The 22,400-nt window shown below is 40.5% G+C and carries 21 protein-coding genes and 1 pseudogene; 13 read left to right on the top strand and 9 right to left on the bottom strand.

Annotated elements, in window-relative coordinates; all coding sequences use genetic code 11:
* Positions 1-88 precede the first annotated feature (88 nt).
* The 8 genes from V7K79_RS29940 to V7K79_RS05630 all read left to right on the top strand — a co-directional run bounded on the left by V7K79_RS29940 (position 89) and on the right by V7K79_RS05630 (position 5,273).
* On the top strand, positions 89-307 hold the full coding sequence (locus V7K79_RS29940; protein ID WP_442938889.1) for an alpha/beta fold hydrolase: 219 nt from the start codon (positions 89-91) through the stop codon (positions 305-307).
* A gap of 32 nt (positions 308-339) precedes the next feature.
* Positions 340-522 (top strand): alpha/beta hydrolase, encoded by a 183-nt coding sequence (locus V7K79_RS05660; RefSeq protein WP_335045507.1) that lies wholly within the window; start codon positions 340-342, stop codon positions 520-522.
* A 165-nt stretch (positions 523-687) separates the two neighbouring features.
* Positions 688-1,080: a DUF6130 family protein gene (locus V7K79_RS05655; RefSeq protein ID WP_335045505.1), complete on the top strand. Its 393-nt coding sequence runs from the start codon at positions 688-690 to the stop codon at positions 1,078-1,080.
* Between the two features lie 255 nt (positions 1,081-1,335).
* Entirely contained in the window at positions 1,336-1,815 is a 480-nt protein-coding gene (locus V7K79_RS05650) for a nuclear transport factor 2 family protein (RefSeq protein ID WP_335045504.1), read from the top strand.
* A gap of 151 nt (positions 1,816-1,966) precedes the next feature.
* On the top strand, positions 1,967-2,332 hold the full coding sequence (locus V7K79_RS05645) for a hypothetical protein (protein WP_335045501.1): 366 nt from the start codon (positions 1,967-1,969) through the stop codon (positions 2,330-2,332).
* Positions 2,333-2,493: 161 nt separating this feature from the next.
* Positions 2,494-3,888: a mercuric reductase gene (locus V7K79_RS05640; RefSeq protein WP_335045499.1), complete on the top strand. Its 1,395-nt coding sequence runs from the start codon at positions 2,494-2,496 to the stop codon at positions 3,886-3,888.
* 10 nt (positions 3,889-3,898) lie between these two features.
* Complete coding sequence (locus tag V7K79_RS05635) at positions 3,899-4,057, top strand: hypothetical protein (protein WP_335045497.1); 159 nt, start codon at positions 3,899-3,901, stop codon at positions 4,055-4,057.
* Between the two features lie 346 nt (positions 4,058-4,403).
* Positions 4,404-5,273: a DUF5895 domain-containing protein gene (locus V7K79_RS05630; RefSeq protein WP_335045495.1), complete on the top strand. Its 870-nt coding sequence runs from the start codon at positions 4,404-4,406 to the stop codon at positions 5,271-5,273.
* A 169-nt stretch (positions 5,274-5,442) separates the two neighbouring features.
* Here V7K79_RS05630 and mltA read toward each other — a convergent pair whose 3' ends face one another.
* Positions 5,443-6,702 (bottom strand): murein transglycosylase A, encoded by a 1,260-nt coding sequence (mltA, locus tag V7K79_RS05625; RefSeq protein WP_335045611.1) that lies wholly within the window; start codon positions 6,700-6,702, stop codon positions 5,443-5,445.
* 3 nt (positions 6,703-6,705) lie between these two features.
* On the bottom strand, positions 6,706-6,960 hold the full coding sequence (locus tag V7K79_RS05620) for a hypothetical protein (protein WP_190728057.1): 255 nt from the start codon (positions 6,958-6,960) through the stop codon (positions 6,706-6,708).
* A 456-nt stretch (positions 6,961-7,416) separates the two neighbouring features.
* Here V7K79_RS05620 and V7K79_RS05615 point away from each other — a divergent pair, with 456 nt between their 5' ends.
* Positions 7,417-8,805, top strand: coding sequence for a serine/threonine-protein kinase (locus V7K79_RS05615; RefSeq protein WP_335045493.1), 1,389 nt, complete (start codon positions 7,417-7,419; stop codon positions 8,803-8,805).
* Positions 8,806-8,878: 73 nt separating this feature from the next.
* Here V7K79_RS05615 and V7K79_RS05610 read toward each other — a convergent pair whose 3' ends face one another.
* Positions 8,879-9,793, bottom strand: a complete 915-nt coding sequence (locus V7K79_RS05610; RefSeq protein ID WP_335045491.1) for a c-type heme family protein — start codon at positions 9,791-9,793, stop codon at positions 8,879-8,881.
* A gap of 181 nt (positions 9,794-9,974) precedes the next feature.
* Here V7K79_RS05610 and V7K79_RS05605 point away from each other — a divergent pair, with 181 nt between their 5' ends.
* Positions 9,975-10,829, top strand: a complete 855-nt coding sequence (locus V7K79_RS05605; protein WP_335045490.1) for a phosphate/phosphite/phosphonate ABC transporter substrate-binding protein — start codon at positions 9,975-9,977, stop codon at positions 10,827-10,829.
* Positions 10,830-11,040: 211 nt separating this feature from the next.
* Here the strand turns inward: V7K79_RS05605 and V7K79_RS05600 are convergent, their stop codons facing one another.
* From V7K79_RS05600 to V7K79_RS05585, 4 genes are all read right to left on the bottom strand, one after another.
* Positions 11,041-11,811, bottom strand: a complete 771-nt coding sequence (locus tag V7K79_RS05600; protein ID WP_335045488.1) for a hypothetical protein — start codon at positions 11,809-11,811, stop codon at positions 11,041-11,043.
* Between the two features lie 623 nt (positions 11,812-12,434).
* Positions 12,435-15,182 (bottom strand): GAF domain-containing sensor histidine kinase, encoded by a 2,748-nt coding sequence (locus tag V7K79_RS05595; protein WP_335045486.1) that lies wholly within the window; start codon positions 15,180-15,182, stop codon positions 12,435-12,437.
* A gap of 557 nt (positions 15,183-15,739) precedes the next feature.
* A complete protein-coding gene (locus V7K79_RS05590) occupies positions 15,740-16,210 on the bottom strand; it encodes an NADAR family protein (RefSeq protein ID WP_335045484.1) in 471 nt (156 codons plus the stop codon).
* A gap of 249 nt (positions 16,211-16,459) precedes the next feature.
* Positions 16,460-17,233 (bottom strand): SDR family oxidoreductase, encoded by a 774-nt coding sequence (locus V7K79_RS05585; RefSeq protein WP_335045483.1) that lies wholly within the window; start codon positions 17,231-17,233, stop codon positions 16,460-16,462.
* A gap of 206 nt (positions 17,234-17,439) precedes the next feature.
* On the opposite strand from V7K79_RS05585, the gene V7K79_RS05580 reads away from it, so the two are divergent.
* Positions 17,440-17,937 (top strand): hypothetical protein, encoded by a 498-nt coding sequence (locus tag V7K79_RS05580; RefSeq protein WP_335045481.1) that lies wholly within the window; start codon positions 17,440-17,442, stop codon positions 17,935-17,937.
* A gap of 343 nt (positions 17,938-18,280) precedes the next feature.
* Here the strand turns inward: V7K79_RS05580 and V7K79_RS05575 are convergent, their stop codons facing one another.
* Positions 18,281-19,120, bottom strand: coding sequence for a nuclear transport factor 2 family protein (locus V7K79_RS05575; protein WP_335045479.1), 840 nt, complete (start codon positions 19,118-19,120; stop codon positions 18,281-18,283).
* Positions 19,121-19,204: 84 nt separating this feature from the next.
* Between V7K79_RS05575 and murG the strand changes: the two genes are divergently transcribed.
* Together murG and V7K79_RS05565 are read left to right on the top strand one after the other, a co-directional pair.
* Positions 19,205-20,281 carry an undecaprenyldiphospho-muramoylpentapeptide beta-N-acetylglucosaminyltransferase gene (murG, locus tag V7K79_RS05570; RefSeq protein ID WP_335045476.1) on the top strand — a complete coding sequence of 359 codons (1,077 nt, stop codon included), beginning with the start codon at positions 19,205-19,207 and terminating at the stop codon, positions 20,279-20,281.
* Positions 20,282-20,306: 25 nt separating this feature from the next.
* Positions 20,307-21,596: a hypothetical protein gene (locus tag V7K79_RS05565; RefSeq protein WP_335045475.1), complete on the top strand. Its 1,290-nt coding sequence runs from the start codon at positions 20,307-20,309 to the stop codon at positions 21,594-21,596.
* A 23-nt stretch (positions 21,597-21,619) separates the two neighbouring features.
* Here V7K79_RS05565 and V7K79_RS29935 read toward each other — a convergent pair.
* Positions 21,620-21,986: pseudogene (locus V7K79_RS29935) on the bottom strand (VOC family protein).
* Positions 21,987-22,400: the final 414 nt, after the last annotated feature.

Below are 22,400 nucleotides of genomic sequence, written 5' to 3'. Positions count from 1 at the left end.
TTCCCGAAGGGTAGGGTGACGCAAAGAGCTAAAAAATTGAGTAAGAGTCTTTGCGTCTGCCCTATCTCTGGATTTTCTTGTCATCCTCTTGCACGGCTGGCCCTACGACATTCATAGCTATGTCGATGTCGCGCCTTTACTGGCATCAGCAGGTTACCGGGTGATCGTCCCGTATCTGCGTGGCTATGGCACGACGCGCTTTCTTTCAAGTGAAACAGTCCGAAATGGTCAGCAGTCAGCATCGTCATTCATAACTATCGCTGGCGACTCGGATTGGCTGAAGGCGAACCTAAATATGACGCTCTAGAAAAGCGGCTCGCCGAAGCCCCGGTCATCACCGTGCCCACAATCACGCTTGAAGGTGATGCCAATGGAGCACCGCATCCAGATGCTTCATCCTATACCAAAAAATTCTCTGGTAAGTACACACACCGACTCATCAAAGGCGGTATCGGTCACAATTTGCCCCAAGAAGCCCCACAGAGCTTTGCTCAAGCTATTGTTGAAGTCGATGGTTATTAGTTTATGCACGACTTGTCGCAATCGAGGAAGATACTAAAGCATTTGCATTTGCGGTCTGGGAATTCGCATCGAAGAAACGTTGATCGCTTCTTCAAAGCTATGACTCTGCACTTATTCACCTGCAAAGGGATAGTCATATAAACTACTTTCAGATACTTATCCGCTATGAACAGCCACACACCGAGCGCTAGGGACATTATCGGACCATCACCGTTGATTGCGATCGCAAACGAAGCACCACCCAAGCTGATTGTCGATCCACCGCTTCCCGAACCACTAGCCCAAGGCCACGTCTTTATCCAGTACCGGACAGAGAATTTGCGTGTGTTGCCAGTGTTTGGTAAAGGTGCCCTCGACGTATCGCCGTGCATTGGGCATATCCACATCACCGTTGACGACGCGCTGTGGCACTTTGTTGATGCCAGTGGCGAAACGATTATCCTGGTCGGACTAGAACCTGGTCCGCACAAGGTGCTGATCGAACTAGCTGACCCCACACACAAGGTCATTACTAGCGAAACTGTGACATTCACGGTTCCCGATCTTAATAAATCATGAAAAAACTAGACGAAAAATTGCAATTGTGACGGGGGCATCTGGGGAAACGCTGCACATCGCGGATGGTATTCATTGAACTGTATCAAACAGCTTTTGAGGTAATTCGGTCGGCATGCACTTACAGCATAACCCAGAAGTAAAACAGGGTTCATACCTAGCTTTGGGACTTAGTTTGTGTACTTCACCTTCTTTGAAATCTGTTGTAATTTTAATCCAACCATGCTGAGACGAGCGCGATTCTACCGCTTACATACTATGAACAACCTCGAAAATCCTCAACTACTCCTGCCGCCTTTCGATAATGAATCCGCTATCCAAAAAGTCCGAATCGCAGAGGATGCTTGGAACACACGTAACCCTGAACTAGTATCACTTGCTTACACGTCGGATAGCAATTGGCGCAACCGCTCAGAATTTTTATCTGGTCGTGAGGCGATCGTCCAGTTCTTAACACGTAAGTGGCTTAAAGAATTGGAATACCGTCTGATCAAAGAGCTTTGGGCTTTTCAAGCCAACCGAATTGCTGTACGGTTTGCTTACGAATGGCATGATGATTCCGGCAACTGGTTTCGCTCTTACGGCAATGAAAATTGGGAGTTTGACGAATACGGATTCATGCGATGGCGTATTGCCAGCATCAACGACCTGCCAATTCACCAGAGCGAACGCAAATACCACTGGATACTAGGTCGTCGTCCTGACGATCATCCCGGATTGTCAGACCTCAATCTTTAAATGCAACAGCTGCTCCTCGAGATCCAAAACTGGGTGACGGCTATAAGGCAGCACCGATCTAACTTTGGGTATATCGCCAATGCAGTCCTGTCTACAGATGAAGTTGTAGCAGCAATAAAATAATGTCAAGCTTATTAATTTTACAACACTTATGAAAACATCCGCGTTACTTTTTGCCCTGCCAATCAGTATCTTAGCTAATTTTTCCTTACCTGCTTCTGCTGATTCTACTGCTGGTATCATCCTGAGTACGAAATGCCGGAGCGGCTACAACGTAAATATTTGGCAGAATCATACTTCAGGTGAACTGCTTTATCGCGCCACTAGTCCCAACGGTAATTTAAGTTTGGGCAAAGGGACTAGCCAAGCGACAGAAGGTGTTCGAGTGTATAAGTTTCAAAATGGAATTTATCAATACTGGGTGTGGGATGGCACGTTAGATAATCCGCAGTCTGGAACTTTAGAGGTGTATAAAAACAACCGTCTATTGATGAAGCAAGCTTGTAAAAAAAGTTGAATCTTCTAGGGGGTGTTATGCACTTTTTGTCAACCCAGCTAGAGCAAGCATCTTTAGTTACGCTTGCCAAATACATTATCGCTAAAACTTTCTTGGTCAGTTTTTTCTGAAATTCATAACACCTTCTAAAAATCGTATTCACCCGATCAAACTCAAAGGATATGGAAGTGAACGCTCAACACTATGACGACATTATTATCGGCGGCGGCAAAGCGGGTAAAACACTTGCACCAGCATTAGTCGCTGACGGACGTAAAACCGCTCTGGTTGAACGCAGTTTAAATATGATTGGTGGCGGGTGCATTAATATTGCCTGCATTCCTACTAAAACTATGGTGGCGAGTGCCAATGTGGCAAACACAGTGCGAAACAGTGCCGCTTATGGTGTTAAAGCTAATACACCGATCGTCGATCTAGCAAAGGTGATTCAACGAAAACGAGCAGTTGTGCAATCTGCGCGTGAAATAAACTTGCACAATTTAGAAACGGCTCTGAATAACAACTTGATCATTGCCACAGCAAGATTTGTTGCTGCTAAAACAATTGAAGTGACGACGGCTGAGGGGAATACTCGCATACTTACCGCCGAACGATTGTTTGTTAATACAGGCACACGACCGTTAATTCCATCTCTACCCGGACTCACAGAAGCGGGATTTTTAACAAGTGAGTCGATTATGGAACTAGAACATCTGCCTGAACACCTGATTGTTCTCGGTAGTGGCTATATTGGTTTAGAGTTTGCCCAGATGTTTCGGCGCTTTGGCTCTGGTGTTACTGTCATTGGGCAAAGTGAGCAAATCCTGTCACAGCAAGATCCAGATATAGCGATCGCAGTTCAAACATTGCTGGAACAAGATGGTATTGAATTCTTGCTGAAGGCGAAGGTGTTGAGGGTGGAGCGCACTGGTAATCAAACCATCCTGCAAATCCAAGTTGGCGATCGTGAAATCACTCTCCAGGGGTCGCATTTGCTCGTCGCCGTTGGTCGTGCGCCCAATAGCGAGAGCTTAAATTTAGCTGCTGCTGGTGTAGCAACCGATACACGCGGATTTATTCAAGTCAACCATCGCTTAGAGACGAACATTCCGGGAATTTGGGCGTTAGGCGACATCAACGGCGGCCCGCAATACACTCATATATCACTCGATGATTATCGCATTATCAAAGCTAATTTAATTGATCGGGGCAACCGTAGTACACAGGATCTATTGGTTCCATCTTGTCTGTTCATAGATCCAGAACTGGCTCATGTGGGTTTGACTGAAACTGAAGCACAGCAACAAGGATATGCTATCCGCGTGGCGAAAGTGGATGCATCAGTTGTTCCGAGAGCGAAAACACTCGGTCAAACCGATGGACTTTTGAAGGCGATCGTGGATACAGATACAGGTCGTATTCTAGGGTGTTCCCTGTTGTGTCATGAAGCAGGTGAAGTGATTTCAACGGTGCAGATGGTGATGCAAGCTCAGATGCCCTACACCGTTCTGTGTGATGGTATTTTGACTCATCCTACGATGACCGAAGGGTTAAATATATTGTTTTCCAAGTTGTAAGGAATCCCCAATGAGTGAAGCCGACATAGAAAAACTACTGCGGCTTCAAGATGAAAGCTACCAATGGCTAAAACTTAGTCTGGAGCTAGAAGGAAAATCTTTTCTAGAGCTTTTAGCAATAAGTCTAGCGCTTAACCGGCATCGAAACTGGCAGGCTCCCAGAAAATGAACTGACCAGGGAATTAACCAAATACCGCGACTCACTCAAAGCTAACGTCAGCGAACAAGGCGAGAAACTGCTAGGTGGTAAACACATCCAAGGAAAGCTGATGAGTAAAGTAGTAAACCTACTGTTTCAGGAATTGTGTAAAATAATTCCTCTAACCTGATGCGATCGCCTTTGTCAAAGCATGAAGGGTTTTTAAATCTAAACTTTTACTTATCACCCTGAACAGACAAATAGTTTGGAGTCAAGAATATATAATATCAATACGCTTAGGTACATAACTGACTCTCCTTTCCTCAGCGCCCTGCCGATAAACTTGTTCAATAAAACACTTTGATAGCCCAAAACGATGAAAGCATCTGCTAATTTCGACTTTGAAGACGATAAATTTAATGCACCGCCTTCTCAAGTCCTTCCCTGGTGTCAGATGATTAATCCTCGATATGGCACAGATGGTATGCAATCCCACGGTTTGGCAATTAAGCTGGATAATGCCAATGCTGTCGGCTTTGTGCCAGATGATAATTGGCAGCAAATAGAGCATGAATTTACCTCTGGAGTCGAAACAATCTTTATTACCACTACTCCACGCGTGGTTATAGTGCGTCGGGGACCATTATCTGTCAAAGATCGGGAAAGTGGTCTAAAACTGGGTACGCTCAAAGAGAATTATGATGCTTTTTTAGCCGACAAACTTAAATTTAAAACCTTTACTCGCTATCTAATTTTTATAGTCGGAGAGAATAAAAAGTTTTTACATGAATTACCACTACAACTAACACTTAATGGTGCTGCCGGAGCGAGTTTCAGCAAAACCTACTGCGAATATCAACAAGGTAAAATAGTTAGCGGATTCGTTGCTGAATTAGAAAAAGCTTATGCTGTTTATCGCAAGCAACCTTTGACACCAAAAGGGCCTTTATTCCACGCTCACGGGATTTTTTGTCCCATCATTGAGTGTGAAGAAAGAGGCATTGAACCAAATACAGTTTTGGTAGCTTCAACTGTGGATTATAAACATCCTACCGTAGGGACTTTAACGCAATATTTAATTGCTTCCGATGCTCTTGAGTCTGCAATGATTTGTAAGACTTTTGAAGAATATAAAGATTTCGGCAAGGAACCGATAAAATCAGAAACGCCTAAATTGGCAATGGCAGGAGTTTCCAACTCTTACGTTTATGCTGATGAGGATGATTTTGCTTATCCGCCGTATTAGCCAAGGAGTGGGGAGTGGGCAATGGGGATGAGGGAGCAGGGGAGGCTCTTGAGGCAGGGGGACAAGGGAGATAAATCAATTCAAAATTCAAAATTCAAAATTAAAGAACTTCTGCCTCTTGCCTCTTCTTTTTCAATGCCCCATGCCCTGTTTGCCCCATGCCCAATATTTATTCTTTGAGCAGTAAATAATATAGTGAGCCATTACCGCCTGTAACACCAGCGCGATCGCCCGCTAGTTTACCAGACCCCATGAAATAATCCACCCGGCCCGGCCCTTTGATGGCGCTTCCTGTATCTTGGTCAAGCACAAAGCGGCTGACAGTACGCCTCTCTAGTTTGCCACCACTGGCAGAATAGGGAAACGAATTGTAAATCAGGGCTAGCGCTCCTGGTGGCATAAGAGACTTATCTGTAGCAATGGAACGTTCTGCTGTCACCGGTACATGAATACTGCCTGTAGCACCAGTACCACCAGTTTCTTGGAAGAAAATAAACCGTTTCCATCGCGGTAGATAATTGCTTAACTCCTGAGGTTTTTGCCGGAAATAAGCAATCATCCGTGGCATTGTCAATCCATTTAGTGGAAGTTTGCCATCTTTCGCCAGTTCTTTACCGATACTAGTCCAAGGATAATCAGTTCCACCTGCATAGCCAATTGATGTTGTTTTGCCATTGGTTAATTTAATTTGGGCAGAACCTTGGATATGTACCATGTATGCCTCTAGGCGATCGCGAAACCAAAGCAGTTCTAAACCATGTAACTTGCTCTTATTCCCTTTTAAACCATCCCTCCCTTCCAAATCAATTCGTTTTGGATGAGGTTTTGGCCATTGGCTGAAATTAGGTGGAAGCCGATAAAGAGGATATTTATAGATTGCAGTTCTGACACGGCTAGCAGTGTAAACAGGTTCGTAATAAGCAGTGAACTTAACAGTACCCTTGCCATCGTTGCCCACAGATTGGTAGAACACAAACTCACGTTGGACAGCAGCTTGTAATTGCGCTGCTGACTCAGAACTGACAACCAGTTGGCGGAAACGTAGCAAACTCCGACGGACACGATCGAGAGTAATTTCCCGAACTGGATAATTTTGATATGCTGCGATCGCATCACCCTTTGTTAGGTAAAGCAGACTGTTATCAATGGAATCCAACAGCGCCTTGCGATCGCCTATTTTACCTCTTTGATCCCAAATTTGCTCATCCCAACCCAAGCAATTCGGCCGGAGTGTACAATCGCTGACGACAGTGATTGGTTTTAGCGGCGGCGCGATCTCAGGAGTGATAGGTATTGGTATAGGTGGAAAGTCGGGAGTAGTCGGTAGTGGCAACGGCAGAAAGTTAGGAACCTGAGCAACAGCCGACCAGAGAGGATTTACAAAGGCAATTCCTAAACTCAAGGAAAGCAAAGCAAGGGTTTTTCTCATCATTTAGTTGAATCTTTCAACACTAGAACTAAAAATGGGTTCTACCCGGATTGCCACAATCCGAGAAGGGCGTACTACCATATATTCCCCTTGAATATTTTTGATCGGCACGCTAATAAAGTCATTAGAAGCAGATTTTGGCACAAGTTCGCCGCTATACCATTTCTGAAACTCTTGAATAGTAGGAAAACGTACTTCTTCTCGGTGGCCGCTTTCCAATAGGAGGTATACGGCATATTCATTTGCGGTTCTAGCCATAAAGTTGAATCATTTAAAAAAACATTCAACCCATTGTTAACCACGTAACCTCCGAATGAAAAGGGTAAGCATACGGGAGGTTGGGAGCAAGAAAGCAGAGGGGCAGGGGGGCAGAGGAGATAAGGAGGACAAAAAGAACAAGGGGGAATTATTAAACAAGTCTCTCCCTTGTCTCCTTCCCTTCTTGGTCTACCTTGTTTCTTCTTCATGCCCAATGCCCAATGCCCAATGCCCCATGTCCAATACTCAATGACTCTTCACTCTAGACGCCTAATCCTTTAAGCAGTTCCTTAAAAAGTGTAAGTTTACATTAGCTTTTGTATAACATTCCAATCAATCTCTGATAAGAAAAACCTTACTTGAAATTTTGGCACTAACTACTTTCTGTTTCGACAAACCTTACCAAAGCTGGTAGTTGTGGCAAGATTAATTTGAGGACTTAAGGCAAGTGACACAATGTTAGGACAATTACTAGACGGACGTTACCAAGTCCTCCAGATATTAGGTGGGGGTGGATTCGGTCAAACTTATATAGCCCAAGATACCCATCGCCCAGGTTTGCCAAAATGCGTTGTTAAACACCTTAAGCCCGTCACTCGTAGCCCTGAATTTCTCGAAACTGCCAGACGGCTATTTACTAGTGAGGCAGAAACACTAGAACAACTGGGCAGCCATGACCAAATTCCTCGACTTTTAGCCTATTTTGAAGACAACCAAGAGTTTTTCTTGGTGCAAGAGTTTATTGAAGGGCATACTCTGAAAGCAGAACTATTCCCCAATCAGCGTTGGACAGAAGATCGGGTAATTCAACTACTCGAACAGATTTTGAGTATTCTACAATTTATTCACAGCCACAACGTTATCCATCGAGATATTAAGCCGGACAATATAATCAGGCGGCAACACGATGGTAAGTTAGTGCTGATTGACTTTGGCGCAGTTAAACAAGTCCAAACTCAACTGCTTGCAATTCCAGGGCAGACGAGGGCTACTATTATCATTGGTACTCCTGGATATATGTCTACAGAACAAGGACAAGGTAAGCCCCGCCCCAACAGCGATATTTATTCCTTGGGCATTATTGCTATACAATCGCTGACAGGGTTACATCCAGTAAACTTTCAGGAAGACCCAGATACAGGAGAAATTTCTTGGCAGCATCAAGCTAACGTCAGTTCTGAGTTGGCATCTGTGCTATCTAAGATGGTGCTACATCACTTTAAACAACGTTATCAGTCTGCGGCTGAAGTTTTACACGTGCTTAAGGATCTCGATACTAGAATAGAACCTCAATCACTTCAACTACTATCTTTTACACAACCACCTCAAGCTTCGCTTTCTCAACAAAACTCAATTCGGTATCCGCCCGCTTCTATCTTGTTTGGGGAAAGTTATAACCGCTTAGAAACAATTCTTTTAGAATTTGTCGGCCCCATCGCTTCAAGATTGCTACGACAAGTTGCAGCATCAGCGTCCAGTTTTGAGGAATTAATTAGTCAATTAGCCCTTCATCTTCCAGAAAATCAGCAAATTACTTTTAAGAAGAAAACTATATTTTTACTAGAGAAACCTACTCTCTTACAAGAACTTACTGTTAAATCCGAGCGCTCTGGTATTAACTCAAATAATTTACTGAACCAAGAATCTCAAGTCATCAGTGACAAATTTCTGGAAAAGTGCGAACGTGAGTTGGCTGATTTAATTGGCCCAATAGCTAAGTTTTTAGTTCAAAAAGCTCTGAAATCTTCAGGACAAATCTCTCGTGCAGAATTTGTTAAAATTTTAGCATCCCAAATTTCCGAACCTCAAAAAGCTTTGCAATTTGAGCAACGCCTACTATCTTGATTTTTTCAATATTACGTTTTTCTCTCGGTGAGTTACGTAGCTTGTTCTATACTAAGGTGAGTATTGCGGATTATTAACCTTGATTATTCAACATATCCATAGCTATTTTTAAGCTAGCTTTCATCCGATTAAATGCTTGTGCCAACCCGCCAATTTCATCATGAGAGCTTTCTTCAAAATCAGCGCTCATATCACCAATACTAACTTTTTGAGCTATTTTCTCTATTCTTCTAATGCGCTGAATTACATATTTTGTAATTAAGAAGTTAATTAATAAAACTATAAGTGCAAAGATTGCAATTAAAAGTCCCATTATTAATGTCCAAGTCCGTTTGGCATTAGCAAAAATATCTTCAGAAGGAACAGAGATTATTTGGGCAGAAACAATCTGATTTAGTTTCCAGCCAAAACCATTTTCCGATCCATAAGTTATTAGTTGACTCTTAGGAGCCTGATCTGGTGTAGTATGACATCGCAGACATTTCTGTTGTGTAATCTTGAGTGGTTGGGCAATATAAAATACTTCGCCTTCTGACAATTTACGAAAGCCAGTAATTTCTAGAGTGTTGGGTTCGTTGCGAAAACGCTCTACAAGTTGAGTTTCAAAAATATCGGCTTTATCTGCTAAATTAGTTGGATTAAGTGTTGCATCTTTATGAAAAAAGTTTTTATATTCCGGCTTTTTACGAAAATTCTCAAAAACTTCTTTAGAGGAAAAAGTTGGTACTACTTCAGGCATGAATGTTGGGTTAGTATCTAATCTAGGTTCCAATAGAGGAACTATACGATTTTGTGTATAATCTCTAACTGCGTTCACCATTTGGATGAGAGTCTGTGCTTGAGAAGCCACTTCATTTTGCGCTCTCTCTTGAAGTACACTGGATAAGGCAAAGCCACTCCCTACAATACTGACTATGAAAACTAATATTAAAAGTAAGTTAAATTTAGCACCTATTTTTAAGTTTTTTAACGTAATGTTGTTCAACATAACCTAACTAAGGAAGGCGGTATCTGAGTTTGTCTAATATTTATTTATACCTGTTAGAAAGCATCTCAACAATATTTAAATAAATATTAATTGTTTGCTGTAATATAACCTACTTAGGCAGCAGTCAAACTTATCTAAATTAGTCCTGAAAGCCAAGTTACTTTCTTAAGCATAATTAGTGATGTTTTTGCGATTTCCCCGTCGTTTCTTTCTGTTTAATCTGCTAGGTTTGACATTTGCTGCCTGCCAACCACGAAAAGAGTTTGAGGGTACGTTAACTATTGGTGTGCTCAACTATGGTGGAGGCGAACAGATAATTAATCAATATGCTAAATTTAATAGTTACTTGGGTGAAAAAACAAACTCATATATTCAGCTAGAGCCTGTTTTTAATGAAAATAGAGCGGTTGAGCGCCTTAATGCTCGTGCTTGGTCATTGGTATTTGCTCCACCAGGTTTAGCGGCTATTGCGATCGCACGCCACCAATATGTTCCTCTATTTCCTTTAATAGGTATTAGTAATTTACGTTCAATCTTCGTTGTTCGCAAAGACAATCCCATAACAAACTTGAAACAGCTACAAGGCAAAACAGTGGCTTTAGGACAGTTGGGTTCAGCAACAGGATATTATTTTCCTGTTTACAATTTTTATGGTACAACACTGGCTGAGATACTATTTGCACCCACACCTCAAGCAGCACTAGAATTGGTTGCTCAAGGAAAAGCGATCGCCTGTGCTGTCTCTGAGGCTGAATTAAATCTCTACAGCTCACAGTTGGCGCCAACGGAATTCCGCATACTATTTAGAGATCCTCATTATGTACCATTAGGTGTAGTCTTGATTGGGCCGAATGTAGAACGTAACCGTCAAGAGTTTATCCGCAAAGTGATGAGTGATTTGCCTTCAGGTTTAGCTCAAGAAGTGGGGTATGTACCCAATGGACAAGTACCAGATTACAAATACATGATTTCTGTAGTCGATCGGGTAAGCTCAATTAGTTCCAAGCTGCAAAGTAAACCTGCTCGTTTATTTTAGTCAAAGCAATAATAATACTTTTAGCCTTTGTTCTCTCTAAAATGCTTATCTAATGCTCAAATACCCTACTTTCAGCATTTAAGTATAATCAATTTGTATTAAATAATACTTATTAAAGTCTTCACAAAAAGAAAGACCCTTTAAAGGATCTTGCCGTACTGTTTAAAGAATTAACTTTTTGGTAAATAAGTATTATCTTGTATTATCTTTCTCAAAAAAATAATTTGAATCGTGCTAGCTGGTTTTCAATGGTTCCTGTCAGGATTTTATTCAGTTCTGTAGTGTCTTGAAATTGCAAAATTTGCTGTGTTGGTAAGTCGAAGGGAGATTCACCTTCAAAATCTGGGCGTTGCATTTGCGCTAGTAGAATCTGTTCAGATCGCTTACTTTGAATGGCATAGCCAATCTCAATACAGACATTCGGACTGGGAATTAACTGAGGCGTTTCCTTACCATCAATACTAGCAATGGGCGTGGTGTCAGCTACAAATAATAAACTCTTACGGATTTTCCGCATGATTGTGCGATTAATTCGGAAAGTAGCACCGCTAGGACGAGAGGATTCTATTAATGTTAGGGGAAGACGCGATCGTAAGTTTAAATTGTCCAAACTTTTTCGCAGTTCTTCTTTGAGAATATTTGTCGCTGCGATATACTCAGTTTGATAGGATAAAAAAATCGTTGGTTCTAACTGAGCCAACACCGCCTGCTTTGTGAAATAAATTTCATGACTAATTAAGTCAATGTTAGAGACGCAATAGCCACCACTACCTTCAATATAAAATTCAATATTTTCCCCTTCCAAATAGCGCCCAAACCAAGTTGATGTCTTAACTTCGTCACTGTCTTCCAAAAAATCTGCTCGTAATGCTGATTTCAGCAGACTTTTTTTGCTTAAACGAATGTCTGGCGCACGTTTTTCCAGTTCTGGAATCGGCTCATAATCCTGTAGATACCACGCTCTGAGCGCAATTATTGACATAAGGCGCTATTTCAACTGTTTCTCGCTATTCAACTTCGTATAATCTTACACCCAGAGGAGGCCCTATTTTAGACTTCTTTTTAAACACAACAACACCCAAACCTGTACTCACTGAACTATCTCCCCTTTTTGTTGATCGTATCCAGGGATATATTAACTTCCATTGCTTTTGTAAACAAGTAATGAAAATCAGTTACAGTACCCCCTAATCTTATACATTTGAGAAAACAGCAGTTTTTGCGTTGGGTGTTGCTGTATTTTGACAAGACAGATGTAAATTAAACAGCATCTTATACCTCTTACTAACATTTCAAATGCAGCTGTTATATCTGCCAAGGAAGCTTGTTTCTTAGCTTATACTATTAAATTATCAATTTGTAACTGGGAAGGATTTATTTTGCAACTAAACTTTACTTTTAAATAATTTTTAATCAAATTCTTCAAAATATTACACACTTGAAATCGCTGATAGATATTTTTTAATTTATATATAAAGAAAATTATCATCTACCTTTTGAATTAATTTAAAAATTATAAGTCAATTTTGAAGTTTTGAAACTAACAATTGAGCATTACTCAATAAGCAATAGTGATTCTTCGCCTACGTCCTCATCCTTTACTCTTTATTGCTGGTTAACTATTTTGCCTGGAGGCTTGATGGGAATCTCAATCCAGAACTCTGTGCCTTTGCCAGGTTCTGAAATACACTCCATTGTTCCCCCATGTTTTTCGACAATAATCTGATAGCTGATTGCTAGTCCCAATCCTGTCCCTTTGCCCACAGGCTTGGTAGTGTAAAATGGGTCAAAAATTCGCTTTTTCACATCTTCATTCATTCCGGGGCCGTTGTCAGTAATCCGAATTAACAGACGAGAGTTGTCTGCTGAGACTTTAGTGGAAATTTCGATAGTTGGAATTGGGCATGAGTTCTTTTCTTTGTCATTCTGACTTTGCCACCCTTTACTTCCTACTTCTAGAGCATCTATGGCATTGCTGAAAATATTCATGAATACTTGATTCATTTGACCGGCATAGCATTCTACCAGTGGGATGTTGCCATAATCTTTAATTATCTCTATGCGTGGAAATTCAGGATTTCCTTTGATCCGATGTTGCAAAATTAACAAGGTATTGTCAATGCCTTCATGCAGGTCAACGCGCTTGTTTTCAGCCTCATCCAAGCGAGAAAAATTGCGTAACGACAACACTATTGAGCGGATGCGCTCGGTTCCTACTTGCATTGAGGTCATGATTTTTGGGAGGTCTTCTACCAAAAATTCAAAATCGATCGCTTGGATCGCAGCTTTAATTTCACTATTGGGATGGGGATAATGTAGCTGGTAAAGACGTAAAATTTCTAGTAGTTGTTCAGTGTAATCACTGGCATGGCACAGATTACCGTAAATAAAGTTAACGGGGTTGTTGATTTCGTGGGCGACACCTGCTACTAACTGTCCTAAGCCGGACATTTTTTCGGTCTGAATCAATTTTGTCTGTGTTTCTTGCAGTTCATGTAAAGTCTGTTCTAACTGAGTAGCTTGATTTCTGGCTTCAGTTTCGGCCTCAGAAGTTTGTTCATAGAGTTGTGCTTGTTGAATAGCGATCGCAGCCTGATCTGCCACCTGCTGCAATAAATCAATTTCTGTATCCTGCCAATTTCTGGGAGTCTTACATTCATGGGCAATTAGTAAGCCCCATAGTTCCATACCCATATTAATCGGAACTATTAAGTTTGCTCGCACTTGCAGACTTTGCAAAAACTCTCGATGACAATCACTTAAAGAAGTTGTTGAAAGGTTATTAATTGCTCGTACCCTACCCTGACAGTATAGACGAGTATACTCATCAGGAAAGCATTCCGGTGGTGGATTCACTCCCAAAACTGACTCCCAATTGCCATTAATCTCTTCTACAATCACCGATCTAGTTTTGAGGTAGAAAATCAACACTCGGTCTGAATCTAGCAGGGGACGGACTTCCCGAACGATGGATTGCAGGGTTGCTTGCAAGTCCAATGTGCGGCGAATATGCTCTGTGACTTGCTTGATTACTTTGGTAAACATTAATGATTTTTCGAGTTCAGCAGTTTGCTCTTGTACTCGCAGTTCTAAGTTGGTATTCAGAGATTGTACCTGTTTATACATTTGCTGCTGCTGAATAGCCATTGAGAAATGATCATATAAGGCTTGCCCTAATAAGATATCTTCTAACTTCCACTCAGGTGCTTGCCCTTTTTTCTGCTCTCGCCAAACCTCAAAAGAAAGCTGGGGTAAAAGTTGTCGCCGATTTTGTTCGCATCGTCCCGCCCACAAAATTTCTGTTTCAAATTCCGAGCGGAAAATACTTAATACACCGATAAATTTTTCGCGGTAATGTAGCGGAATCACCATTAGTCCGCGAATTTGAGTAGAACGGAATGCTAAAGCCAAAACTCGCAAACGTGGTTCTTTATAGAGGTCAGTGGTTGCCCAAATATTACCTTGTTGAAACTCAGCCATCCAGTTTTCCCAGATAGAATGCTGTTCGATAATACTGTTATCTAACTCGTAGGAGAGTGTTGGTTGGTCGCCCCAAGTGTATAGTTCTTGACTCTCTGCAATGTAAAGTCTGCCACCGACTCCAGAGAAAGCAGTAATAACTTCTTCTAGTGCTGCTTGTAATTGGATTGTCGGCAGTTTATGCAATAGTGTGGTAACTCGATTAATAGTAGCTTCTCGCTTTTGCTTGGCTTGGGCTTCAGTGAGTAGATTACTTTGAGCGATCGCGATCGCTACCTGGTCAGCAACTTGCTGCAATACTTTTAGTTCTCGCTTCAAAATCTTTTGCGGTTCAGTGTGGTGAGCTACCAACAATCCCCACAATTTAGGTTTTGCTGATTGTCCTTGTGGGTCACAATCTAAAATTGGTACTATCAACGAAGACTGCACGCCCATTGCTTTTAGGTATTGAATATGGCACTGGTCTACCTGCCGATAGTAGATATTCGTTTCTAGACGTTTGCCAGTTTCTTTTGACTGTAGAGGCGATAGCCCGATCTTCTCATTTGGGACATCGACAATCGAACGTTGTCCCACTAACAAAAACATCTCTCTGGCGGCTTCTGGAATATCATCAGCTGGGAAGCGTTGACCCAATAAGGATGGCAGACGTTGTTCATGAATAGATTCTGCAATGACTTCACCACTACCATCAGCATCAAAGCGATACACTTTCACCCGATCTGCACTCAAAAATAAACGCACTTCGCTAACAGTAGTCGTTAATATCTCTTGAAGGTCGAGCGATCGCCTGATCTGTTTTGTCATCCGGTGCAGTAAACTTTCTTGATCAAAGGTTTCCTGCAACTCGTTTGGTTTGTATCTACGTATCATTATTTATAAACACCATTGCAAAAGTATAATTTGCTATATAATTGTCTTTGATAAAAATCTCAACTTACAATACTTTGATTTTTATTCTATTTCAATAAATTCTTGGTACTAATGCATTACTAAGGGCATACATATATTACAAATATTTTTGGAAATAGATTCATTCAAGGATGTTTGAAAAGTAACAGATATTGTGCTTGTTCCCTGTAGCACCTTAAAAAGTGGATCTAGGGATAGATAAAGCCGTTGTATCATTAGATACTTTTAAAATTCCATTTTTAGTCTAAAGTTAAAAAAATTTTAATCATTGACATTTACTAATTTTATATTCTTAATCATTAAACTATTCCAGTAATTTTACTTAATTTGGCTTAGGAAGAATTTCTTGAAATTAAAAATCTTTTTTTAACATTTTTGCCCATTAATTTAATTAATTAAAACTTTTTCAAGAAAATAACTAAATTATTAATAATTTTTGAAAATATTTTTGACTGGGGAATTTGACTATTCCCCGTTTAATTGCTGATTTGATGTTAAATGTAACTATTTTGATGAAATTATTCGTAAATTACTGTTAAAGATAGTAAATTACGAATTTCTTCACGCACACTCATGAGAGTTTTACCGAGATGATTTTGACCGCTTTTATTAGCACCACAGCCCCAAAAAGAATCGGTTGGGGAGTTTTCAACCAAAATCTCATCACCTGTCTTCAGGAGAACTTCTCTAATATCGGCATGAGTGAGAAACTTTTTGAGTATAGCTTCTCGCATAATTTGAGTTTTGACCAAATCCCAGTCTTGTCGGAGTTGTCGAGTACCACATCTTCCTAAAGTGGCAGCTTCTTCTGGGGTGGGGGCAGCATAAATGAGAGGTATAGTTGCCGCATCTGTGCTGCCGACAAACTTTTGCGCTTGATAATAATGCTCAACCGTTGGCCAGTAAGCACCCTCGATCTGGATTCCGTGGAGAGAAAAGTTAGAAAAACAGCCATAAGGCTGCCAAACCTTATAAAAGTAAATGGTCATTTGAAAATTGCTCTTTTATATATCAATTTCACTCTAACTGAGTAGGTAAAGCCTTAACAAACTCTCTAGACGTAAACTAAAACATAAACTGTAAAACTTTAGATATTTGGTGAAATTAAATATGCGTTATCCAAAACCCTTCTAGAGACGTAGCACTACTACGTCTCTACATTTTTTCTACCAAATGTCTCTTGAATAGAGTAAGTCAAAGAGGTAAGTTCTTTTGGAATGGTATGAGATGGGTTAGTTTTATGTTCGTCGATTAACTAGGGTAGCGCTAGCTTGGTCAACAGGCATTAGCACAACTTCATTAATATTGACATGGGGCGATCGCGTTACACAGAAAAATATTACATCGGCCACATCATCTGCTGTTAGGGGTGTAACTCCTTGGTAGACTTTATTGGCGCGTTCAGTATTTCCGTGAAAGCGTACCTCACTAAATTCCGTTTCTACCATACCAGGATCGACAGAAGTTACACGTACCCGCGTACCCAACAGGTCTTGTTTTAAACCTTCAGAAATTGCTCTGACAGCAGCTTTGGTAGCACAGTAAACATTGCCACCAGGATAGGTTTGATGTCCGGCGATGGAACCTAAATTTACTATATGACCGCGATCGCGACTTACCATTCCCGGAACGACATAGCGGGAGACATAAAGTAAACCCTTAACGTTAGTATCAATCATATCTTCCCAGTCTTGAAAGCTGCCTTCGTGCAACTTGTCTAAACCACGACTTAGACCAGCATTATTAATGAGAATGTCAATGTCAGACCAGGTAGAGGGTAGATTTGCAATGGCAGATTCAACAGCATTGCGATCGCGCACATCTAGCTGTAATAAATGAATTTCAGTACTAAAATCTTTAGTAAGAGTATCTGCTAGCTGCTGCAAACGTTCTAACCTTCGTGCTGCTAAAATCAGTTTTGCACCTGCACCAGCAAATATTTTTGCACAAGCAGTACCAATACCGCTGCTTGCACCAGTGATCAAAATGATTTGATTTTCTAGGGAAGTCATTGTTAGTCAAAAGTCAAGAGTCCAGTGTCAATTGTCCAATAATTTGGAACTCAAGCTCTCTAATTCTTGTTTGATTGGGCTAGAAGAGAAGCTGTTGAGTAGTTTTATATCTGAAAAATGACAGTTTAACTCAGATAGACCGCCTTAAGAATATACCCTAAGGTTTAGGAAGATTTGGCTCAATTGACTCGTGAAGCAAATAATCAATGACTTGGAGAACAACATTCATCTTTATGATACTGGCAACTCTGGTAGTGGTACTTATGGGTTGGCTGACCTCAATCGGAATATTACCAATTAGTCAAGTGATTAATTATAGCGATGCTGGACTGAGATTTATTCGAGTCTGGATATTATTAGCGATCGCAATTGGCCTTATTATTCCTACGATTACATTTGTTATTTGGTTTAAATATTCTGAAGTTCGCAAAATTTTTGGCTTCTATTTGCTAGTTATTGTTATCCAAATTGTCACTGAACATATAGCCAGTAGAGTTTTGTTTCCAAGTATAGTGGTGATTATTGGTACACTTTACACTGCATTTCGAGTTTGGCAACTTTGGTATGAGCAGCAATTCATCAAAAGTATTGATTTCTATCAAGCGAACTTCAGGATAATTAGTGGTGTCTTGTGGCTACTGCTTTTGTTTTGGTCGAGTAATTTAATCATGCTGCTGACTCTCTCGTGGCCAAGTATTTTGTAGTTTTGCAGCAATTTTGAGATTTTTGACCTACAAGCGATGGCTGCTGTCAAAGTGAGTTTGGATTAAACTACAATTTCTATTCATTACTAACTCAAAACTCGCCACTTCAGCTTCAGAACTCGGAATTTTTGGAATTCTCAAAGAAAAAGTGAAGTTTAGAGTTGAACAAATATGAAACTAAAGCTATATCTCACCTTGACAGAATTACTCCTAACTCCTAACTAAGTAAGTCGGTGCAATAAAACCAAACTGTGTGAATAAAAGTAAATAAAGCTCAAACTCTTTCTCCCCCTTCTGTCTGCCCCCTGCCTTATTTCAACAATAACTATTTACGCCGACCTACTTACTTCTTCACCACTTGCAAGCGCTGAGTTACCATCGTCATCCCATTACCTCGGAGGATGACAGCAGAAACCCATTGGCTACCTGGGGTAGATGGTGCTTGTCCCGTTTTAAACAATCCGCCAGATGTTAGTAATTCCAAATCGACGGGTGTAGGATTAAGAAATTTATCTGGTTGGATAGATTCTTCTAACGCCGTTCCTAGTATAAAATCATCACCAAGTGGCTGTTGAACGATCGCATCAAAACTATATTTCTGACCGACTTGCACTTGCTGTGGTAATTTAATATCAATTTGGGGCGGATTACTACCAGAAGTAAGTAGGGTGCGTTCTGACAAAATATCTTGGCGGACTATTTTTCCACCTTCAATGCGCTGACGTGATTTAATCGTGGCATTGAGAGCTAACTTATTACTGTTACCAGAGGGTAAGCCAGTTATCTTCGTTTCAGTTTCAGCAATAATCCCATTGGCTTCAGGTTTTGAAGATAGCAGTTTCGTGCTGTATTGCAATTTCGGATATCGTTGCCAAAGTGAAGTCAAAGACCTTTCCAAGGTTTGGCGGTTTAATCCATCGCCATGAGTGAAATTGGGACTGTAGAATTGCAACACCCCTTTGACATCGCCTCGGCTAGCAGCGCTATCAACTTGTGTCAATAGGTTTGTCAAAGCGGCTGGTGCATTTTGGGGTGTTGTGGCTTGGGATAATTGCTGTGGTGTCGTCGCTTGAGTACGTTGCCAACCACTTGTTAAACCAATGGTCAGCAAGAATGAAACTAGCCAGATATTTGCTGGAAATTTGAGTTGGCGTTTCACTAAGGCGGTAATAATGTTAGTCATTGGTAAGAGTTTACTGATTTGATTAGAGAAAGTAAGCAAATTGTTTTATCTTAGTTAAGCTAGACGCTAAACGGTAGAGGTTTGATGGCAAACGCACCGATACGATTATTAATAGCTGCCAGTGGGACTGGTGGACATTTGTTTCCAGCGATCGCACTGGCCCAAAAACTTCCAGCAGATTATCAAATAGAATGGCTGGGAGTACCCAATCGGCTAGAAACTCAACTTGTCCCCAAACAGTATCCCTTGAATACTATTGCAGTTGAAGGGTTTCAGCAAGGGTTTGGACTTTCCTCGATTCGCATTTTGGGTAAACTTGCCCTTTCGATTCTAGAAGTCAGACGAATTCTTAAACAGGGAAATTTTCAAGGAGTGTTTACCACAGGGGGTTACATTGCCGGGCCAGCCGTCATTGCGGCGTGTTCTCTCGGTTTACCCGTGATTTTCCACGAATCTAACGCTTTACCTGGTAAAGTAACTCGCTTTTTTGGCCCTTGGTGTAGTGCGGTAGCTTTAGGATTTGAAGTAGCTGCTAAGTATTTACCTCGTGCCAAAAATGTTTGTGTTGGTACTCCCGTAAGAGCGCAATTTCTTGATGGAGCAATTGATGCACCACTGGATTTAGCTATTCCTGATGGTGTTCCTTTAATTGTTGTTTTTGGAGGTAGCCAGGGTGCAGTTGCAATCAATAAATTGGTGCGCGAATCTGCAAAAGCTTGGTTTGATGCTGGTATTTATGTAGTACACTTAACTGGCGATCGCGATCCCGAAGCAGATAGTCTCAAACATCCACAGTACATAGCCTTACCTTTTTACAACAATATGGCGGCGTTGTTGCAACGAGCAACTCTTGCTATTAGCCGTTCTGGCGCGGGTAGCTTGACAGAATTGGCAGTGTGTGGAACGCCAGCAATTTTGATTCCTTACCCGTTTGCCGCAGAAGACCATCAATCATACAATGCAGACGTATTTACAAAAGCGGGTGCAGCGTTAACTTTGAAGCAATCTGAGTTGACGACTGAAGCGTTGCAAAGTCATGTGTTGAATTTATTGCAGTCACCGCAAGAGTTAGCAAAAATGGCAGAGAAAGCAAAAGCGATCGCAGTTCCCGATAGTGCCGAAAAGTTGGCGCAGTTAGTGTGTGAAGTGATAGAAACATAACGTTAATTATTTAGCATTAAAGAATATGTTATTTAGCAAAAAAACTCGCTTCACAGTAGGTTGTACTGCCTTATTACTTGTCAGTTTAGCAAGTAGTTATCTATATACCCACTCAAAAAATAAACAACTAATTCAACAAAATCAGTCATTTACTCAACAACCAGATTCTGCTTTACCTCAATCACAGATGTATCTGACCTCAAATCAAGCTGGCGAGCAATTTACCTCAATATTTCAAAATGCTTTTACATCTCGACAGAATTTATTAGCAGCATCTGTACCCTATCCAGTTGTTGATGAGTTCAAAAAATATAAATTTAACATTAATGGCAGCCAGATTGCTACTTCAGGAAAACTACCAAACAGTAAGGTAAAGTTCAATCAAGGAGATTTATTAACCGTTCTCGTTAATACTAGAAAATATTTTCAAGATTATGCTTCAGAAGATCCAGATATTATGCGTACAGGAGTGCTTGCTACTCAAGGAGTTAGTGTAGCAGATGTCCTCAAAACTTTGGATTTCATGATTGCTGTTTTGAAAGAGGATATTGCTAATAATCGGGCTACTCGTTTACAAGACTCTAAATTTATCAATACCAATTTTAGAGTCATTAAATGGTCTGCTTACAATCCCAAAAGTAAACAGCAAAAACAATTACGAATTACCAAATATGCTGTTTTTACTCACTCTGGTTCCCGCAAGAAAACCTCTACTTTTAATATACCAATTTATAGCTTAAAAGAAAACTCTAATAACGATAAGTTCTATACTAGATACACAAAGCAAGATGTTTTATCTGGTATTTATGAACCAGGGGGTAGAGAATTTGGAAAAGTTACAACTCTTGCTTATCTAACCAGAAATGGCTTAGAAGAAGCAATTATGGAAGGAACAATCCTGATTAATTTTACAGATGGTTATAAGGCATTTTTTAATGTAGATAGAAACAATGGAATAGCTTATATCCGTGGATTAAAGGCAACAGCGCAAAAGCGTTATTGGTATTTTAGAGAAGTTGATGCGATTAAAGGCTATGGATACAAAATAGATGCAAAAATTTCTATCAAACCTGGAGTGACTTTTGCTGGAGATGTTTTGAATATTGGTTTAGGTAAAGTTATTGTAATTGAGCATAATCAAGGTGGTCGTAAACATCTGCAAATGGGAGTCATCGCAGATACAGGCGGAGCATTTTTACCCAATCTTTATCAACTTGATTTTTTGGCAGGTATTTTTAAGAATAAAAAAGAATTTGGGCAGAATGTCAGTCAATTACCAGACTATGCCACAGCATATTTTTTAGTTAAGAAGTAATGCATTGACCTGATATTAAAAATCTATGCACGGGTTAACAATTCTAAGTTATGGCCATCAAAGTTATAGAAATAGAAGCCACGACCCTCATATTAGTGGTTAATTTGTTTTTTATTCTGATGCATGGGGTCACTAGTGTATTCAATACCTGCTCTTTGACACTTGCAAATATTGCATCAAATTCTTCATCACTGACATGGAACGCATAATGATGCGTCTCAAACGCCTCAACGTCAGCGAAGTCAAGCGTTAATGCATCATTTAATGTACAGCAGCGAAGTGACGAACGGGAAGCTCGACTCTAAACCAAAAATTTTTGCAAAAAACCGCGCTGATACCTCTTTGTCATGTACGGGCACTATGTATGGTGTGATTTAGAGTAATTGTCATGTCACACCTTCCCTCATAATTTTGGTAGTAATCCATATCAACTCTCTATTTAGAGTCAATCGCAACAATGTTCTTTTCGATTTTATCTTTTCAGTGCTAACACCAGAGTAAATACATCGAAATTCTGTACTCGCTGTATTTGGAACACCCGCAAACACTAAGATACAACGTTTGAATAAGTAAACCTGATACGATTTATCAAGTTTACTGAAGCAAAAAAGCTTGATTAAAAATTGTAAAGCAGTGTAAAATAATCTCATAGGCGAAAACAAAACCGCCTAATACATAGATAACCGCAATCATAAAACCATGACAACAACCTTACAACGTCGCGAAAGCGCCAACGTATGGGATCGATTCTGCGAATGGATCACCAGCACCAATAACCGGATTTACATCGGTTGGTTCGGCGTA

The sequence above is a fragment of the Nostoc sp. genome (assembly GCF_036917575.1).
In the GTDB taxonomy this organism is placed as follows: domain Bacteria; phylum Cyanobacteriota; class Cyanobacteriia; order Cyanobacteriales; family Nostocaceae; genus Nostoc.
Note: the sequence above shows the minus strand (reverse complement) of the source record. Positions and strands in the feature narration are given on the sequence as shown.

Bases quoted from the DNA above. Each gene is read 5' to 3' on its own strand.
- V7K79_RS05595 (WP_335045486.1), bottom strand. From the start codon at position 15,182: ATGATACGTAGATACAAACCAAACGAGTTGCAGGAAACCTTTGATCAA.
- V7K79_RS05635 (WP_335045497.1), top strand. From the start codon at position 3,899: ATGAGTGAAGCCGACATAGAAAAACTACTGCGGCTTCAAGATGAAAGC.
- V7K79_RS05575 (WP_335045479.1), bottom strand. From the start codon at position 19,120: ATGACTAACATTATTACCGCCTTAGTGAAACGCCAACTCAAATTTCCA.
- V7K79_RS05645 (WP_335045501.1), top strand. From the start codon at position 1,967: ATGAAAACATCCGCGTTACTTTTTGCCCTGCCAATCAGTATCTTAGCT.
- V7K79_RS05565 (WP_335045475.1), top strand. From the start codon at position 20,307: ATGTTATTTAGCAAAAAAACTCGCTTCACAGTAGGTTGTACTGCCTTA.
- V7K79_RS05630 (WP_335045495.1), top strand. From the start codon at position 4,404: ATGAAAGCATCTGCTAATTTCGACTTTGAAGACGATAAATTTAATGCA.
- V7K79_RS05610 (WP_335045491.1), bottom strand. From the start codon at position 9,793: ATGTTGAACAACATTACGTTAAAAAACTTAAAAATAGGTGCTAAATTT.
- V7K79_RS05640 (WP_335045499.1), top strand. From the start codon at position 2,494: ATGGAAGTGAACGCTCAACACTATGACGACATTATTATCGGCGGCGGC.
- V7K79_RS05620 (WP_190728057.1), bottom strand. From the start codon at position 6,960: ATGGCTAGAACCGCAAATGAATATGCCGTATACCTCCTATTGGAAAGC.
- mltA (WP_335045611.1), bottom strand. From the start codon at position 6,702: ATGAGAAAAACCCTTGCTTTGCTTTCCTTGAGTTTAGGAATTGCCTTT.
- V7K79_RS05585 (WP_335045483.1), bottom strand. From the start codon at position 17,233: ATGACTTCCCTAGAAAATCAAATCATTTTGATCACTGGTGCAAGCAGC.
- V7K79_RS05605 (WP_335045490.1), top strand. From the start codon at position 9,975: ATGTTTTTGCGATTTCCCCGTCGTTTCTTTCTGTTTAATCTGCTAGGT.
- V7K79_RS05650 (WP_335045504.1), top strand. From the start codon at position 1,336: ATGAACAACCTCGAAAATCCTCAACTACTCCTGCCGCCTTTCGATAAT.
- V7K79_RS05615 (WP_335045493.1), top strand. From the start codon at position 7,417: ATGTTAGGACAATTACTAGACGGACGTTACCAAGTCCTCCAGATATTA.
- V7K79_RS05600 (WP_335045488.1), bottom strand. From the start codon at position 11,811: ATGTCAATAATTGCGCTCAGAGCGTGGTATCTACAGGATTATGAGCCG.
- murG (WP_335045476.1), top strand. From the start codon at position 19,205: ATGGCAAACGCACCGATACGATTATTAATAGCTGCCAGTGGGACTGGT.
- V7K79_RS05655 (WP_335045505.1), top strand. From the start codon at position 688: ATGAACAGCCACACACCGAGCGCTAGGGACATTATCGGACCATCACCG.
- V7K79_RS05590 (WP_335045484.1), bottom strand. From the start codon at position 16,210: ATGACCATTTACTTTTATAAGGTTTGGCAGCCTTATGGCTGTTTTTCT.
- V7K79_RS05580 (WP_335045481.1), top strand. From the start codon at position 17,440: ATGACTTGGAGAACAACATTCATCTTTATGATACTGGCAACTCTGGTA.